The sequence below is a fragment of the Erwinia sp. STN24 genome (genome assembly GCF_041320675.1).
Taxonomy (GTDB): Bacteria; Pseudomonadota; Gammaproteobacteria; order Enterobacterales; family Enterobacteriaceae; genus Erwinia; species Erwinia aeris.
Genome location: NZ_JBGGPM010000005.1, coordinates 140,112 through 156,738, shown reverse-complemented (window position 1 = coordinate 156,738; position 16,627 = coordinate 140,112). Strand labels below are relative to the sequence as shown.

Annotated in this window: 15 protein-coding genes; 8 read left to right on the top strand and 7 right to left on the bottom strand. The window is 58.1% G+C overall.

The annotated features are described in order from the left end of the window. The first annotated feature begins 42 nt into the window (after nt 1–42). Nucleotides 43–1,032, top strand: coding sequence for an aldo/keto reductase (locus tag ACA373_RS17305; protein WP_253456583.1), 990 nt, complete (start codon nt 43–45; stop codon nt 1,030–1,032). Nucleotides 1,033–1,134: 102 nt separating this feature from the next. On the opposite strand, the gene ACA373_RS17300 is transcribed toward ACA373_RS17305, so the two are convergent. Both ACA373_RS17300 and ACA373_RS17295 read right to left on the bottom strand, forming a co-directional pair. After that, a complete protein-coding gene (locus tag ACA373_RS17300) occupies nt 1,135–1,422 on the bottom strand; it encodes a type II toxin-antitoxin system RelE/ParE family toxin (RefSeq protein WP_369895367.1) in 288 nt (95 codons plus the stop codon). 5 nt (nt 1,423–1,427) lie between these two features. Further along, nucleotides 1,428–1,670, bottom strand: a complete 243-nt coding sequence (locus tag ACA373_RS17295) for a type II toxin-antitoxin system Phd/YefM family antitoxin (protein ID WP_253456587.1) — start codon at nt 1,668–1,670, stop codon at nt 1,428–1,430. Between the two features lie 241 nt (nt 1,671–1,911). On the opposite strand from ACA373_RS17295, the gene ACA373_RS17290 reads away from it, so the two are divergent. Both ACA373_RS17290 and ACA373_RS17285 read left to right on the top strand, forming a co-directional pair. Then, entirely contained in the window at nt 1,912–2,454 is a 543-nt protein-coding gene (locus ACA373_RS17290) for an isochorismatase family protein (RefSeq protein WP_370734879.1), read from the top strand. A gap of 26 nt (nt 2,455–2,480) precedes the next feature. Continuing rightward, a complete protein-coding gene (locus tag ACA373_RS17285; protein ID WP_370734878.1) occupies nt 2,481–3,401 on the top strand; it encodes a GlxA family transcriptional regulator in 921 nt (306 codons plus the stop codon). Between the two features lie 40 nt (nt 3,402–3,441). Here ACA373_RS17285 and malM read toward each other — a convergent pair whose 3' ends face one another. Genes malM through malK form a run of 3 tightly spaced genes read right to left on the bottom strand, consistent with a single transcriptional unit; the run spans nt 3,442 to nt 6,771 of the window. Next, nucleotides 3,442–4,323, bottom strand: coding sequence for a maltose operon protein MalM (gene malM / locus ACA373_RS17280; RefSeq protein WP_370734877.1), 882 nt, complete (start codon nt 4,321–4,323; stop codon nt 3,442–3,444). A gap of 19 nt (nt 4,324–4,342) precedes the next feature. After that, nucleotides 4,343–5,638: a maltoporin gene (locus ACA373_RS17275; RefSeq protein ID WP_370734876.1), complete on the bottom strand. Its 1,296-nt coding sequence runs from the start codon at nt 5,636–5,638 to the stop codon at nt 4,343–4,345. Nucleotides 5,639–5,661: 23 nt separating this feature from the next. Continuing rightward, nucleotides 5,662–6,771, bottom strand: coding sequence for a maltose/maltodextrin ABC transporter ATP-binding protein MalK (gene malK, locus ACA373_RS17270; RefSeq protein ID WP_253456594.1), 1,110 nt, complete (start codon nt 6,769–6,771; stop codon nt 5,662–5,664). 365 nt (nt 6,772–7,136) lie between these two features. Here malK and malE point away from each other — a divergent pair, with 365 nt between their 5' ends. The 5 genes from malE (at nt 7,137) to ACA373_RS17245 (ending at nt 11,816) form a co-directional block, all read left to right on the top strand. Next, a complete protein-coding gene (malE, locus tag ACA373_RS17265) occupies nt 7,137–8,333 on the top strand; it encodes a maltose/maltodextrin ABC transporter substrate-binding protein MalE (RefSeq protein WP_253456596.1) in 1,197 nt (398 codons plus the stop codon). Between the two features lie 55 nt (nt 8,334–8,388). Beyond that, the gene (malF, locus tag ACA373_RS17260; protein ID WP_370734875.1) at nt 8,389–9,933 is read left to right on the top strand and encodes a maltose ABC transporter permease MalF; all 1,545 of its coding nucleotides are present in this window, start codon (nt 8,389–8,391) and stop codon (nt 9,931–9,933) included. Nucleotides 9,934–9,942: 9 nt separating this feature from the next. After that, nucleotides 9,943–10,833 (top strand): maltose ABC transporter permease MalG, encoded by an 891-nt coding sequence (malG, locus tag ACA373_RS17255; RefSeq protein ID WP_253456600.1) that lies wholly within the window; start codon nt 9,943–9,945, stop codon nt 10,831–10,833. Between the two features lie 261 nt (nt 10,834–11,094). After that, nucleotides 11,095–11,406, top strand: a complete 312-nt coding sequence (locus ACA373_RS17250; RefSeq protein WP_301251611.1) for a type II toxin-antitoxin system HigB family toxin — start codon at nt 11,095–11,097, stop codon at nt 11,404–11,406. Continuing rightward, nucleotides 11,403–11,816 carry a type II toxin-antitoxin system HigA family antitoxin gene (locus ACA373_RS17245; protein ID WP_253456603.1) on the top strand — a complete coding sequence of 138 codons (414 nt, stop codon included), beginning with the start codon at nt 11,403–11,405 and terminating at the stop codon, nt 11,814–11,816. The genes ACA373_RS17250 and ACA373_RS17245 overlap by 4 nt, the downstream gene beginning before the upstream one ends. Nucleotides 11,817–11,880: 64 nt before the next feature. Here the strand turns inward: ACA373_RS17245 and malQ are convergent, their stop codons facing one another. Then, nucleotides 11,881–13,956, bottom strand: a complete 2,076-nt coding sequence (gene malQ / locus ACA373_RS17240) for a 4-alpha-glucanotransferase (RefSeq protein WP_370734874.1) — start codon at nt 13,954–13,956, stop codon at nt 11,881–11,883. Nucleotides 13,957–13,965: 9 nt separating this feature from the next. Next, a complete protein-coding gene (gene malP, locus ACA373_RS17235; protein WP_370734873.1) occupies nt 13,966–16,356 on the bottom strand; it encodes a maltodextrin phosphorylase in 2,391 nt (796 codons plus the stop codon). Nucleotides 16,357–16,627: the final 271 nt, after the last annotated feature.

Here is a 16,627-nt window from a genome sequence, read left to right as displayed (position 1 = left end):
TTCGCTAATCAGGCTCTCTGTTCAATCGCAAGGGGTTCAACAATGCAAAAACGTATTCTTGGTCAATCCGGGCTGGAAGTGTCGGCGCTGGGACTGGGCTGTATGGGGTTAAGCTTCGGTTATGGCCCGGCAACCGGGACGAAACAGGCCGTGGAATTAATCCGCGCCGCCGTCGAGCGCGGCGTGACTTTTTTTGATACGGCCGAAGTCTACGGGCCTTATTTAAATGAAGAAGTGGTGGGAGAAGCGCTGAAGCCTTTCCGCGATCGCGTGGTCATTGCCACTAAGTTCGGTTTTACCTTTGGTGAAGACAATAAGCAGCAGATCTTAAACAGCCGCCCGGAGCATATTCGCGAGGCAGTTGAAGGATCGCTGCGCCGCCTGAAAACCGACGTGATCGATCTGCTTTATCAGCACCGCGTCGATCCTGAGGTGCCGATTGAAGATGTGGCGGGAACGGTGAAGGATCTGATTGCCGAAGGCAAAGTAAAACACTTTGGCCTGTCTGAAGCGGGCGCAAAAACCGTTCGTCGTGCACACGCGATCCAGCCGGTAGCCGCGTTGCAAAGTGAATATTCGATGTGGTGGCGCGAGCCGGAGCAGGAAATTCTACCGGTGCTGGAAGAGCTGGGCATCGGCTTTGTGCCCTTCAGCCCGTTAGGCAAAGGGTTCCTTACGGGCGCGATCAAAGCGGGCACCGCTTTCGGCGAAGATGACTTCCGCAGCAAGGTGCCGCGTTTTGCCGCCGAGGCGCTGGAAGCCAATGAAAAGCTGGTTACTTTACTGGCGCAGCTGGCCGCAGAGAAAAATGCCACTTCCGCGCAAATTGCTCTGGCCTGGCTCCTGGCGCAAAAACCGTGGATAGCACCGATTCCCGGCACCACTAAGCTACATCGTCTGGAGGAAAACCTGGCCTCGGTCGCGATCCAGCTCGATCAAAGCGATCTGCATAAAATCAATCAGGCGCTGGAGACGATAAAAATCGTCGGCGAACGTTATCCGGCTGCGCTACAGGCGCGCGTCGGGCGCTAACGGTCAAGGCTTGCGGGGCACCGTAAGCCTTTTCTTTTCGGCGATTTTCCTGCCCTGCGGGCTTCCCGCCGTTAAGGAGCAGGCTAAGCCATTCTCCGTTGATTAACGCAATCTTTCGCTCGCCAGTTTATAGGCCTGGCTGCGTTCTCGTTTACCTACTGCTACCACGGCAATAATGAGTACATTATCCAGCACCTGGTAAACAAGGCGAAAACCGGAGCCCCTGAGTTGAATTTTATAGCAGTCTGGCATTCCGGATAATTTTGCTGAAGGTATGTGTGGGTTTTCGCGCAGCTTTTTGAGCTTGTTTTTAAATTGCTCACGCACGCTGCTGTCCAGCCCATTCCATTCCTTCAGCGCCTCTTCCCTGATTTTTACCGTATAGCTCATGGCGGTCAGTCCAAATCCAGATCGAGTAAAGGTTGGCTTTCCCTTGCCTTAACCAGGGCGGCCAGTTCCCGATCGTCAATAATTTCAAGCATCTGTTCGTAAAGCTGCGCCGGAATACAATAGAACGCCGGCTGATTACGGTTAAGAATGGCTACCGGAAGGCCGGCACCGGCTTCTACCGTAGCCATAGGGTTCTTTTTCAGTTCGCTGACGCTTGCGCTTGTATCACTGAGAATAATGCTAGCCATATTACCTTCCTGAAAGACCTGTTAAGCAGTCTTATTGTAGAGCGACTTAAGACCTGTTAACAAGTCTTTTTATCATCATGTTGCGCTTGCAGGAGGCAGTCTCAGGCAAACTTTTTTCGTTTTGCGTTGAGCCGATATAGTGTTGTCCTTCCCCCACGCGATCCTGTCCGTTTATGGCCTTCTGCGCGGCGTCATTCCTCGTCATTATTGACGTCTCAGCCCTACTCAACGGAGTCCCAAAATGACCGCTACCGTACTGTTAGTGATTGACGCGCAGGAATCTTTCTATCATCGTGGCTACCGCGAAACGCCGGAAACGCCCGCCTTTGAGCAAAAGCTCGGCGAGCTGATTGCAGGCTGCCAGGCCAGGGAAATCCCGGTGGTGGATGTGTTCCACGTTGAGCCAGACGGCCCGTTTTCGCTGGCGTCCGGCCTGGTGAAGCGCCTGCCTTTTTTGCAGCATCACGCCGTCGCTACCGTGCAGAAAGCAGTGCATAACGCGCTGACCGATTCCGGGCTGGCAGACTGGCTGCGTCAACATCAGGTTAAACATTTAATTATCAGCGGCCTGCGTACCGAGCAGTGCTGCGAAACCACTGCCCGCGTCGCATCCGATTTGGGCTATAAAGTTACCTTCGTTACCGAGGCGACCCTGACTTTCCCGATTACGCATCAGGGCATTACGCTCAGCATCGCGGATCTGCGGCACCGCACCGAAAGCGTGCTGATCAACCGTTTTGCCGCTGTCGCTACCGTGGAAGAATGTTTGCGGGCGCTGGCGTAACGCGTCAGCTGCACTGGAGAAAAAGTATGGCGGTCCCGGTCTGGTTTTTAACGCTGCCCGGCGTGATGACGCTGGATATCACCGGCCCGGCGGAGACGCTGCAGCTGGCCGGCGATGCCTTTAGCCTGCGCTATATCGGCCCGCAGGAGAGCGTGCCGACCTCGACCGGCATGACCATAGGCCAGCTGGCACCGCTGCCGGAAAGCCTGCCTGTCGGCAGCCTGCTGGTGGTGCCGGGCGTGGCGGATTCCAGCGTCGCTTTCGATACGCCGCAGGCTATTGCCGCGCAGCACTGGCTGATGCGCCTGCAACCAGCCATTCATGCCAGGCAAATTACGCTGGTTTGTATCTGTTCCGGCGCCATTCTGGCGGCGCGCAGCGGCCTGTTGCGCGGCATACATTGCACGACCCATCACGAAGTCATCCATCGGCTGAAAAGCGCTGAACCTACCGCTATCATCAAAGAAAACCGCATTTTTGTGGAAGATCGCGGCATTTGCACCAGCGCAGGCATCACCGCAGGTATCGATCTGGCGCTGCATCTTATCCATCGCCTGTGCGGCCCGCAGACGGCGCTGGCGGTGGCGCGGGAAATGGTGATTTGGTTCCGCCGTTCGGGTGACGATCCGCAGCTTTCACCCTGGCTGCGCTATCGCAACCATCTCAATCCGGCCATTCATCGTACGCAGGATTTGCTGATTGCCCGGCCGGAGCGGGACTGGTCGCTGGAGGAGATCGCCGGGCGCGTGCACGTCAGCGCCCGTCATCTGACGCGCCTGTTCAGGCAGCATTTGGGGATTAGCGTACGGGATTATCATGAACAGCTGAGGCTGGCGCTGGCCCGACAGCGATTACAGCAGGGCGAAGGCACGGAAAAAGCGGCGCTGGCGGCAGGATTTTCTTCTTCACGGCAGCTCAGGCGGGCGCTTCAGCGCTGGCAGGAATAAAAAAGAGCGTCGGCGATAATCCTGTGCCGACGCGCTGTTTTTAATGCTTTACGCTGTCGATAAAGGTCTGGCGGGCCGTTGTGGAACCCAGCCGTTCGGCCTCGTTCAACAGTTTCAACGCTTTATCCACGTCTCCGGCCTTCACGGCCTTTTTAATCGCCTCGTTAAAGTAGCGATCCGACTCGGCCAGCATCGGTTCCGCCGGTTTCGCTGCCGGAGCAGGCTCCGCCCGTGCAGAATGACCGATAACCGCCGGCGCGGCAGGCGCAGGCTCGGAAGATGGGAACAGCTGGCCGATCATAACGTTACCGGCTTTCTGCTCGGCGGTGACCTTCAGGCTGATCTTGCCCGTTGGAGTGTGCGTGGCGATGGGATCGGGGATATCCGGCACCGCATTGCCCACGCCCGCCGCATAGGCTTTGGCAGGATTGACCATTTGCGTGGTCGACTGAAGATTTTGTTGCGTGGTGTAAACCAGCAGGTAAATCTGTTTCTGGCCCAGCGCCGGGGTCAGCTTCAGCGTGCCCTCCAGCCTGTCGCTGGAGACCAGGCCCGGCTTTTGATAAGGAAAATAGCTGGCAGGATAAAACGCTGCTGGCCGCATCTGTTCGTCAAGCACCAGCACGTTTGGCGCATATACCGTTTTGCCCGTCACCAGGCTGGTCAAAACGATCTCCAGCGAGCCGCGATCGGCAGGCAGTGAGAAGGCCGCAGCGGCGCCCTGAATTTCGCCCTGATTAATCTTCGTTGCGGTGCTGCCGAGCGTCACATCCTGCGTGACGGGCGGCACCAGCGGCTTCCAGGCGAGGCTACGCAAGGTTTGGGCAGAAATTTTCGGGGCGGCGGAGGCATCCTGCTGAGCCGCCTGCGCGCCAGCGATCAGGCTGAGCGACAGACAAAGAGAGAGCAGCGTCTTTTTCATCAGAGTTTCCTTGTTTGCATTACCACCAGACTTCCATCTGCGCACCGAAAGTCACTTCGTCGTCGTTGCCACGGCTGAAGGTGCGCGCGGTGGTGTCGTTCATCGCCAGGCCGTTATCGACGCCGCTGTCGGTGTCGTAGCCCCATTTTTCATCCCAGTTGGCGTAGGTGGCAAAGACGCGGATGGCCGGACGTGACCAGATGCTGTCGCCAGCCTGCCACTGCTGCGCCAGCGTTACTTTGTACTGGCCGTTGCGGTCGCCGGTACGCTGGGATTTCACGTTGTCATAGCCCGCTTCCAGCAGCGTGCTCATGATCGGCGTCCATTTATACATTGGCCGCACGCCCACGGTATACCAGGTCGTGCCGTTATTGTTATCGCGATCGGTATCCTGATACATCGCTACGTACATCAGACCCCATTTGTCGTTGAAATCCAGCGCGCCGTGGTCGAGTACGCGCACCATGCTGCCGTTATTGTTGATGGCGGCGCCGGTCGAATGGCCGTTAGCCGTGCCGGTACTTTCCGCCGTCATGGCGTCGGCGGCGTATTGCAGCACCAGCTTGTTGTAGCCGTTATAGATGCTCTGCGTATGTTCCGCCGTCAGCAGCCAGCCGTCTTTGGTGGCGTCATCGGCCAGCGAATAGCCGTCGCGCGCGTTGGCGCGGCCGTAATCCACGCCCAGTTCTAACACGCCGCCGGGGTTGGTTTGCAGCCCGGCCAGGCGCACGTCGAAGACGTCATTCGAGGTAGGCAGTTCGTCGCGTTGATCGGCGATATAGCCAAAGGAGCCGCCGCTTTCGGTGTTGCGCGTGGCGGCAAAAGAGAGCTTGCCGAAGCCGACGTCGATATCTTCCAGACCGGCACCCGGCCCGGAGATATCCCAGTAGTAGAAGTCGATCATATGCACGTCGTGGCGCTGGTAGAAGCGCTTACCGGCCCACATCGTGGCGCCAGGCAGCCATTCAATCAGGTTTTTGCCCTTAACGTTGGCTTCGCGGAAGGCCGGATCGGTCGATTCCCAGTCGTTCTGCTGCGATACGGAATAGGCGACGTTAGTATCAAAATAGAAATTTTTATCCCCTTCTTTCCACACTTCCTGACCCAGTTTCAGCTCCGCGTAGGTTTCGCATTCGTTGCCGAGGCGATATTTGCTTTCCGCGCCGGTGGCCTTAAAACACTGCTGCTCGCCGCCGCTGCCGGACCAGCCAATGCCGGAACGGGCATAGCCGGTAAAATCTACCGCCATCGCCTGGGTGGAAAGCGCGCCGGCCACGGCCAGCGCCAGAGAGGAATTACGTATTGTTATCATCATCTTCTCCTGTAGGGGACTGTTGCTTAAACGCCAGGCTCGGGATGTAACCGACGGCAGGCCGTCCCGTCTTCACGGAACAGATGACAGCGGTGCGGCGGCAAACCAATGGCGAAAGTGGTACCTTCTTCTACCAGCACTACGTCATTCTGGCGGGAGACCAGGTTCTGACGGATGGCCGGGATCTGAATATGGATCTGCGTTTCATTGCCCAGCTGCTCGACGACCTGCACTTCGCCCGTGAGCTTTACCTCTGCGTTCTCACCCGGCAGAAGATGCTCGGGCCGGATGCCAAGCGACAGGTTGCTGCCCGGCACGACGCCGTTGCCTTCGACTTCCAGCCAGACCGCCTGCCCGTTGGGCAGTTCGACCTGCACGCGTTCCGGCTCGGCGGCAAGGATTTTCACCGGCAGAAAGTTCATCCTGGGCGAGCCGATAAAACCGGCGACGAAACGGTTGGCGGGATAGTGATAGAGCGCCAGCGGACGGCCGACCTGCACAATGCGTCCGGCGTTCAGCACCACGATTTTGTCGGCCAGCGTCATCGCTTCAACCTGATCGTGAGTGACGTAAATCATCGTGCGCTTCAGCCGCTTGTGCAGGCGGGAGATTTCAATGCGCATCTGCACGCGCAGCGCGGCGTCCAGATTGGAAAGCGGTTCATCCAGCAGGAACACCGTGGGTTCCGCCACCAGCGTGCGGCCAATCGCGACGCGCTGCCGCTGCCCGCCGGAGAGCGCTTTGGGACGACGATCCAGCAACGGCGCGAGCTGGAGGATTTCCGACACCTGATTAACCCGCCGCTCGGTTTCCTCTTTTTTCGTTCGTGCCAGCTTCAGGCCAAACGACATATTTTCGGCCACCGTCAGATGCGGATAGAGGGCGTAGGACTGAAACACCATGCCGATGCCGCGCTCGGCGGGCGGCACCTCGTTCATCCGCTTCCCACCGATTTTTAGCTCGCCGGACGTAATTTCCTCCAGCCCGGCAATCATGCGCAGCAGAGTCGATTTCCCGCAGCCGGATGGCCCGACGAACACCACAAACTCGCCCTGTTCAATCTCCAGATTGATATCGCTGGAAATTGCGGTTTCGCCAAAGACTTTATATACGCCGCTAAGGGAAACGTTCGCCATCCTCTCTTCCTCTTCATCCGTCAGTAAACCGATTACGCCGCAGCATGACGCGCCGCCTGGCAGGAGTAATCAGCCGTCGCGCGGTTTTTGCTGGCGGAGAGGCCAGGAGGATAAAAAGCGAAGACCCACGCTCAGCGCCGGTGGCGAAAGGGGAAATACGTGATCTGCATTGCAAAAAACAACCTCTGATGGGCGGCATAAGGCCTCATTAACGACAGCCGTGCAGGCGGAGTCACAGTTTGGGCGGTGGGGGCGTAGAGCGGGGGAGGATGAAGCCGCTACCGCTTGATTGCACACTGACCGGTACGCTCTTCGCTGTCTGCAACGTGAAGAAACCTGGGGCTTACCGCTATAAGGACTCGATCATGCTCAGTATCAAGAACATTGTTAAGCACACCGCCGCCCTGTCAGCGCTGGCTACGCTGGCGCTCTCTTCCGCCGCCTTCGCCAAAATCGAAGAGGGAAAGCTGGTGATCTGGATCAACGGCGACAAGGGCTACAACGGCCTGGCGGAAGTGGGGAAAAAGTTTGAACAGGATACGGGCATCAAGGTGACGGTTGAGCATCCTGACAAGCTGGAAGAGAAGTATCCGCAGGTGGCCGCGACGGGCGACGGCCCCGACATTATTTTTTGGGCGCACGACCGTTTCGGCGGCTACGCGCAGTCCGGTCTGGTGGCGGAAGTCAGCCCGGACCAGGCTTTTAAGGATAAGCTGTTTCCGTTTACCTGGGATGCCGTGACCTTTAACGGCAAGCAGATCGGCTACCCTATCGCGGTAGAGTCGCTATCGCTGATTTATAACAAAGATTTGGTGAAGGAAGCGCCCAAAACCTGGGAAGAGATCCCGGCGCTGGATAAGACCCTGCGCGCCAAAGGCAAAAGCGCCATTATGTGGAACCTTCAGGAACCCTATTTCACCTGGCCGGTTATCGCGGCCGACGGCGGCTACGCCTATAAATATGTCGACGGCAAATACGACATCAAAAACACCGGCGTGAACAATACCGGCTCGCAGGCCGGCCTGCAGTTCATCGTCGATTTAGTCAAAAACAAGCATATCAGCCCGGATACCGACTATTCGATTGCCGAAGCGGCCTTTAACAAGGGCCAGACGGCGCTGACCATCGACGGCCCCTGGGCCTGGGCCAACCTGGATAAAAGCAAAATCAACTACGGCGTCGCCCCGCTACCGACCTTCCACGGCAAGCCTTCCCGACCGTTTGTCGGCGTGCTGACCGCCGGCATCAACGCCGCCAGCCCGAACAAAGAGCTGGCGAAAGAGTTTCTGGAAAACTACCTGATCACCGATGACGGCCTGGCGATGGTCAACAAAGATAAGCCGCTGGGCGCCGTCGCGCTGAAATCCTACCAGGCGAAGCTGGAGCAGGATCCGCGTATCGCCGCCACCATGGCTAACGCGAAAAACGGCGAAATCATGCCGAACATCCCGCAAATGAGCGGCTTCTGGTACGCCGAACGCAGCGCGATTATTAACGCCGTCAACGGCCGTCAGACCGTGCCGCAGGCGCTGAAAGACGTTGAAACCCGCATCACCCGATAGCCACTGCTGAACAAGGGGCGGCCGCTGGCGGCCCCGCGTCGAAAAGGATAGCTCCATGTCTCTGGCTCACATTCGCCGCTCTGACAGAAGATCGCCGCTAAGCCGCGTGCCCGGCTGGTTTACCCTTATCTTCTTTGCCCTGCTGGCAGGCTATTTGATCGTGCTGATGTACGCACGGGGAGAATACCTTTTTGCCATGCTGACGCTGGTGCTTTCCGGCCTGGGGCTGTTTATCTACGGCAACCGCCGCGCTTACAGCTGGCGTTATATTTATCCCGGCCTGGCCGGAATGGCGCTGTTCGTGCTGTTCCCACTGGCATGCACCATTACCATCGCTTTTACCAACTACAGCAGCCTGCATCAGCTTACCTTTGAGCGCGCGCAGGGCGTGCTGCTGCAACAGCAGTTCCGCGCCGATAAAGCCTGGGATTTCGCTCTCTGGCCGGTGGACGACAAATGGCGGCTGACGCTGACCTCGCCCGATAACGGCGACGTGCTGGTTTCTGCGCCCTTTGCCTTTACGCCTTCCGCGCCGCAAACGCTGACGATGACCCCGCAGGCCGCACCGACCGGCAACAAAGCCGGGCTGCGGGTCATTACGCAAAATCGTCAGGCGCTGGGCCAGCTGGCCGCCAGACTGCCCGACGGCACGCTGCTGCGGATGAGTTCGCTACGGCAGTTTTCCGGCACCCGGCCGCTTTATCAGCTGGGAGAGGACGGCAAACAGCTGACCAATATCCAGAACGGGAAAGTTTACTCTCCTGATATGAGCACGGGCTTTTACCAGTCGGCGGATGCGGACGTCCTCAGTCCGGGCTTTACCGTCGGCATCGGCTGGAAAAACTTCCTGCGCGTGTTTCAGGATGCCGGTATCCAGAAGCCCTTTCTGTCGATCTTTCTCTGGACGGTGCTGTTCTCGCTGCTGACGGTGCTGCTGACCACGGCGGTCGGCATGGTGCTGGCGTGCGTGGTGCAGTGGGATCAGCTGAAAGGCAAGGCGGTTTATCGCATGCTGCTGATCCTGCCTTACGCGGTACCCGCTTTTATTTCTATTTTGATTTTCAAAGGGTTATTCAATCAAAGCTTTGGCGAAATCAACCTGCTGCTGGGCAATCTGTTCGGCATCAAGCCCGCGTGGTTCAGCGATCCCCTGACCGCCAAAACCATGCTGATTATCGTTAATACCTGGCTCGGCTATCCCTATATGATGATTTTATGCATGGGGCTGCTGAAGGCCATTCCTGATGATCTTTATGAGGCCTCGGCAATGGATGGCGCTTCGCCGATCCAGAACTTTTTCCTGATTACGCTGCCTCTGCTGATCAACCCGCTGACACCGCTGATGATCGCCAGCTTTGCCTTTAATTTTAATAACTTTGTGCTGGTTCAGCTGCTGACCAACGGCGGCCCCGACCGGATTGGCACCACCACGCCGGCCGGGCACACCGATTTGCTGGTCAGCTACACCTGGCGTATCGCCTTTGAGGGCGGCGGCGGACAGGATTTTGGCCTGGCCGCCGCCATCGCTACGCTGATTTTCCTGCTGGTGGGCGTGCTGGCGGTGATCAACCTGAAAGCCTCCCGCATGAAATTTGATTAAGGAAGCATTATGGCGATGGTAAAACCGAAGTCGCAGCGCCTCAGGCTGCTGGCGACGCACCTTTTCCTGCTGGGCTTTATCGCCCTGATCCTGTTCCCGCTGCTGATGGTGTTCGCCATTTCGCTGCGGCCCGGCAATTTTGCGACCGGCAGCCTGATCCCCGACACCATTTCGTGGGACCACTGGAAGCTGGCGCTGGGGATAGCGGTCACCAACGAGAACGGCACGGTGACGCCGCCGCCGTTTCCGGTGATGCTGTGGCTGTGGAACTCTGTGAAAATCGCCCTGATTACCGCCGTCGGCATCGTCGCGCTCTCCACGACCTGCGCCTATGCCTTTGCGCGCATGAAGTTTCGCGGCAAAAGCCCGCTGCTGAAAGGGATGCTGATTTTCCAGATGTTTCCGGCCGTGCTGTCGCTGGTGGCGCTCTACGCCCTGTTCGATCGTCTGGGCCTCTATATTCCCTTTCTGGGGCTGAATACGCACGGCGGGGTGATCTTCGCCTATATGGGCGGCATCGCGCTGCATGTCTGGACGATCAAAGGCTATTTCGAGTCTATCGATAACTCTCTGGAAGAGGCGGCGGCGCTGGATGGCGCCACGCCGTGGCAGGCGTTCCGGCTGGTGCTGCTGCCGCTTTCGGTGCCGATCCTGGCGGTGGTGTTTATCCTGTCGTTTATTGCCGCTATTACCGAGGTGCCGGTGGCTTCCCTGCTGCTGCGTGACGTCAACAGCTATACGCTGGCGGTGGGAATGCAGCAATATCTGAACCCGCAAAACTATCTGTGGGGCGATTTTGCGGCGGCGGCCATTCTTTCCGCTATCCCTATCACCGCCGTGTTCCTGATTGCTCAGCGCTGGCTGGTGGGCGGCCTGACCGCTGGCGGGGTGAAAGGATAAGGCAGTTCCGGGTAGCGCCAGGCTGCCCGGAAGTTATGCGTTATTGCACGCTGCTACAGGATTAGCACTGAAAATAGCGGTACCTGTACCGTTATTGCTCAATATACCTTTCCTCATTTTTGCCGATGTTTATTACCGCTGCGCCTTCTGCCGTTGTGTAAGGACCTGCTTTATCCACCACAACCTTGTGATGTTTCCATATTGGAAACATCACAAGGTTGCGCTATCATGTTTCCACGTTGGAACGTGGCTGAGGGAAGCATGCACGTTATTTCAAGGGAGCCGTTCAGGGAAGCGGCAGAAAAATTCCCAAACGATGCAGCCGCATTGGATGCGACCTGGCTGGTTTTAAAAAGCGGTGTTTTTGCCAATCCGGATGCGTTAAAGGCACAGTTTCCCAGCCTCGACCGAATGAAATACAGGAACAAATGGTGGGTGATTGATGTCGGCGGCAATAACCTGAGGATGCTGTTTTTTGCAGACTTTGAGCGGGGCAAGATTTTTATCAAGCATATCGTTACCCATGCTGACTACGACAAGCTGGTTAAGAAGTATCGGGAGAGTAAAGAATGATTACCGAAGCCATTCAGGCAACCAATGACCTGGTTAAAATTGTCCCTTTTTTAGGCGGCAGCACCAGCAAAAAAGATTACGAGCAGGCGCTTGAACTGGTGGAGTATCTTATCGAACACGATCCTGATAGCCCATTAGTGGATATGCTGGCTGATAAAGTCGCCCGCTATGAAGATAACGCGCCTGAATTCGCTGAGTTCAATGCACGCATTGCAAGGCTGCCTCGCGGCGTTGCCTTACTGCGGGTGTTGATGGATCAGCACAAGCTGACGCAATCCTCCTTTGTGGAAGAAATCGGCCAACGCTCTTACGTGAGTCGTATTCTGCGCGGTGAGCGCGCGCTCACCGATAAGCACAAGGCGCGTCTGGCGGCGCGGTTTAAATTACCGTTTGAAGCTTTTAATGAATAAATCCGACAGTAAAACAGTTTCTGCGGCCATGATGACACGGCAAAGCGGCCCTCAGGCCGCTTTTTTAATCCACCGATACCTTACGCCGCCGCCGATCGACATCCCTGATTAACGCATTCACCTCCGGGTCGGCAAACATCGCCTCCAGCGTATGGCTGAGCTTGCGCCGCCAGTTGGGATATTCGCTGCTGGTGCCGGGAATATTGACCGGCGTCGCCATATCCAGCCAGTCTTCCGGCTGCAGACCCAGCAGCGCGCTGGCGCTGTCGGCCACATAGCGTTGCAGGCCCCGGCGGATGGCAGGCGTCAGCGTGGCGCCCGCGCTGACGCTTCCCTGCGGAAGACAGCCATAATGCTCCAGGCTGGCGAGCAGGCTCTGGCGCGCCCTTTGCCGATCGGCACAAAGCCCCTGTAGCACCATTTTATCCGGGTAGAGGCCCAGCTTTTCGCCCAGCGTCAGATCGTCGCTTTGCCAGTAGCCGCGCAGCGTCGGTAAATCGTGCGTCGTCAGGGTAGCCATCGCCTGGAGCGGCCAGGACTGCGGCGCGCGAAAGCCGTTCTGCGCATCCCGCTCAAACCACAGCACCTTGTAGGAATAAACGCCTCTTTCCCGCAGCTTAGTGACGATTTCTACCGGCACCGTTCCCAAATCCTCGCCGATCACCATGCAGCGATGCCGCTGGCTTTCCAGCGCCAGCACCGCCAGCAAATCGTCAACCGGATAGTGGACATAGGCGCCTTTATCCGCCGTTTCGCCTGCCGGGATCCACCACAGGCGCAGCAGCGCCATGACATGATCGATCCGCAAAGCGCCGCAGTGGATCATGTTCGATCGCAACAGGTCGATAAAAGGCTGGTAGGCACGGTCGATCATCGTGCGGGGATCCATCGGTCGTAAATCCCAGTTCTGTCCTTTTGGCCCCAGAATATCCGGCGGCGCGCCTACGGAAGCCTTCAGGCAGTAGAGATCGCCATCGCTCCAGGTTTCCGCGCCGTCGGCCACCACGCCGACTGCCAGATCGCGATATAACCCCGTCGGCATTTTCCGGCTGGTTTGATAGCACTGCGCCAGCTGCGTTTCGGCCAGCCATTGCAGCCAGAGGTAAAACGCCACCTCCTGCGCATGCTGTTGGCAAAAGGCTCTGACCTCTGGCCCCCGCGCGTTGCGGTACGCTTCCGGCCAGCGATCCCAGCCCCGCGCCTCGCCGCTTTCCGCCTGAAAGTGTTGATATAACGCATCAAAGGCGGCCTGAAACCAGAGGCTTTCTCCGCCCTGTTCGGTAAAGCGGGTAAAGGCCTGCCGTTCAGCTTCCTGCGGGTCACGGCCGAGAAAATGCTGCCAGGCCAGCCGCAGTCCCGCCAGCTTCAGCGCCATAACCTGCGCGTAATCCACCCACTCCGCAGCCCGCGCCGCCTGTAACGCCTGCTGCGTAGCCGCAGAATGCCACCAGCGCTGTGCGGCTTCGCTCAGGCGAAAGTCAGCCACCGCGCTGACGTCGATATAGATAACGTTCAGCCAGCGGCGGGACGAAGGGCTGTAAGGGCTGGCCGCTTCCGGGTTGCCGGGAAAAAGCGCGTGGATAGGGTTCAGACCCACAAAGGCACCGCCCCGCGCAGCAATGTTATCGATCATCACGGCCAGGTCGCCAAAATCGCCGATGCCCCAGTTGCGCTCAGAACGCAAGGTGTAAAGCTGCACGCAGGCGCCCCACAGCTTTTTACCGGCCAGCAGCGCCTCCGGCTCGTGGCAGCGCCTGGGCGCCACGATGATCCGGCATTCCCAGCGCTGGCCGGGACGGCTCAGCGTCAGCAGGTGATAGCCCGTGGCAAGGTTTTCCGGCAGGGCCAGCGTCATGCTGCCGTGGACTCTGCCCGTCAGGCTCGCGCCCTCTTCCGGGCAAAAGTGCCAGTGGTATTCGCCTTCGCCCTCTACGGAAAGCGCAAAGCGTTCGCCGCTGGTAAAAACCTTTACCGTTGGCACCGGTCTTAGCGGCAGCTGCCGTCCCGCGCGCCAGCCCATCGCCTGCAGCAGCTCGCGCCGGGTTGCTGCCGAGATGGTCTGGGTTTTCCCGTGGGCGTTAATAAAACCGGAAGCGATACCCGCCTCCGTCGCCGCCTGCTCCAGCATCTTCTTTTCCATCTGCGCTCCTTAGCGTTTCGCCTGCCAAATGCGCTGCTGATAGTCACGGATGGCGCGATCCGAACTGAACATGCCGACTCTGGCGGTGTTCAGGATGGTGCTGCGCGTCCACTGCTGCGTGTCGCGGTACAGCGCTTCAACCTGCCGCTGTGCGGCGCAGTATTCCGCGAAATCCGCCAGCACTAAATAAGGATCGCCGCCTGCAAGCAGGCTATCCAGCATTGGCCTGAACGCCTCTTTGTCACCGTCGCTGAAGAAGCCGTTTTCCAGTTCGGTCAGCAGCTTATTAAGATGCTTATCCTTTTTACGCACGCTCAGCGGGTTATAGCCTTTGCGCAGCAGCGCTTTTACCTCATCGACGGTATGACCGAAAATAAAGATATGCCCGCTGCCGACCTGTTCAGCAATTTCCACATTGGCACCATCAAGCGTGCCGACGGTGATAGCGCCGTTCAGCGCCAGCTTCATATTGCCGGTGCCGGAGGCCTCTTTGCCGGCGGTGGAGATTTGCTCTGACACATCGGCCGCCGGGATCATCAGCTCCGCCACCGACACTTTATAGTCAGGAATAAACACGACTTTCAGGCGATCGCCGACCAGCGGATCGTTGTTGATTTTTTCCGCTACCTTGTTGATGGCGTAGATAATATTTTTGGCCAGATAGTAGCCCGGCGCGGCCTTGGCACCGAACAGGAACACGCGCGGCACCATGTCCAGCTGCGGATTATCACGCAGCTGGCGGTAAAGCGAGAGGATATGCAGCAAATTCAGGTGCTGGCGCTTGTACTCGTGCAGGCGCTTGATCTGCACATCGAAGATCGCCGCCGGGTTGAGCGTAATCCCCATCGTATGCTGCACCCAGGCCGCCAGCCTGTGTTTGTTTTCCTGCTTGATTTGCCGATAGCGCTGGTGGAAGTTTTGGTCGTCGGCAAAAGCCTCCAGCCCTTTTAACGCATCCAGATCCGTCACCCATTCGGCGTTCAGTTTGCTGTCGATCAGCGCGGAGAGCGCAGGATTACACTGCCTGAGCCAGCGACGCGGCGTGATGCCGTTGGTGACGTTATGAAATTTCTCCGGCCACAGCTGGTGATAATGCGGAAACAGATCTTTGACCACCAGCTCGGAATGCAGCGCGGCGACGCCGTTGACCGCAAAGCCGCTGACCACGCAAAGGTTCGCCATCCGCACCTGGCGGTTATGGTGGATAGCCACCCGGTCCCAGACGTCGGCATCGTCCGGCCAGCGCTGCTGCACCAGCGTTTTAAAGCGCGCATTGATCTGCTTAATCAGCGAAAAATGACGCGGCAGCAGGCTGCGCACCAGCCTTTCATCCCAGCATTCCAGCGCTTCCGGCATCAGCGTGTGGTTGGTATAGGCAAAGGTGCGGCTGACGATGGACCAGGCCGCATCCCAGTCGAGCTGGTGCTCATCCAGCAAAATGCGCAGCAGCTCCGGGATGGCGATGGTCGGATGAGTATCGTTCAGCTGGATCACCTCGTACTGCGGCAGATCTGCGATTTTTCGACCCGCCACATGGTGACGACGCAGGATATCCGCTACCGAACAGGCGCACTGAAAATATTGCTGCATCAGACGCAGCCGCTTGCCCGCCTGGTGGTTATCGTTCGGATAGAGGACTTTCGTCAGCTTTTCCGCCTCTACGCCCTGCCGCTCCGCCTCCAGATATTTGCCGTCGTTAAACAGGCCCAGATCGAAAGGCTGCATCGCGACGGCCTGCCACAGGCGCAGCGGCTGGGTGATGCCGTTTTGATAGCCGACCACCGGCAGATCGCTCGCCTCGCCCATCAGCGAAAAAGCGGGCTGCCACTGCTCCCGGCCCTGCGCGTCTTTGCTGAGCTTGCCGCCGAAGCCGACGCTCACGGCAAGCGAGCCGTTGCGCCGAAACCAGGGGTAGGTTTCGCGGTGCCAGCTGTCCGGCGCTTCCTGCTGTGCGCCGTCGTAAAAGGACTGCCGGAACAGCCCGTACTGATAATTAAGACCATAGCCCACCGCAGGCTGGCCCACGGTTGCCATCGAGTCCAGAAAGCAGGCCGCCAGGCGCCCCAGTCCGCCGTTGCCCAGCGCCGGATCGACTTCCTGCTCCAGCACGTCGGTCAGGTTAACGCCCTGTTTTTTCAGCACTTCGCTGACATCATCCAGCCAGCCAAGATTGATCAGATTATTGGCGGTCAGGCGGCCGATCAAAAATTCCATCGAGATATAGTTAACGTGCCGCTGCTGCCCTGACGGCGGCGTTGGCGGGCTGGCGAGCAGCTGTTCGGCCAGCGCGGCGCTGACCGCCTGCCACCACTGGTGCTGCGTCATCGCCTGCGGCTGATACGGCGCGCACTGGCGCGTCAGCGCCGCCATAAACGTGGTTTTACTGAATGTTGCCTGCATGACCTGTCCTCATAATCCCTGAATTTCCCTCATGCTGCCGATTTGCAGCGTGCGGATCATCCTCCCAACGGCGATTAGAAAGGGAGGAGCAGCAGGGCGTAGGGGAAGGCGCGACTAAGGCGAATAGCACAGCGAAAAGCGTGATTAAAAAAATGTGACGAAGTACGACTAAATGCAACATAAAAGCTTATCCTGCTTGCAATCAACGGATTGGAGGCGGACTTTAGAAAAAATGATTAATTACGGGCTTTGAAATAATTAGCCGCCCCGC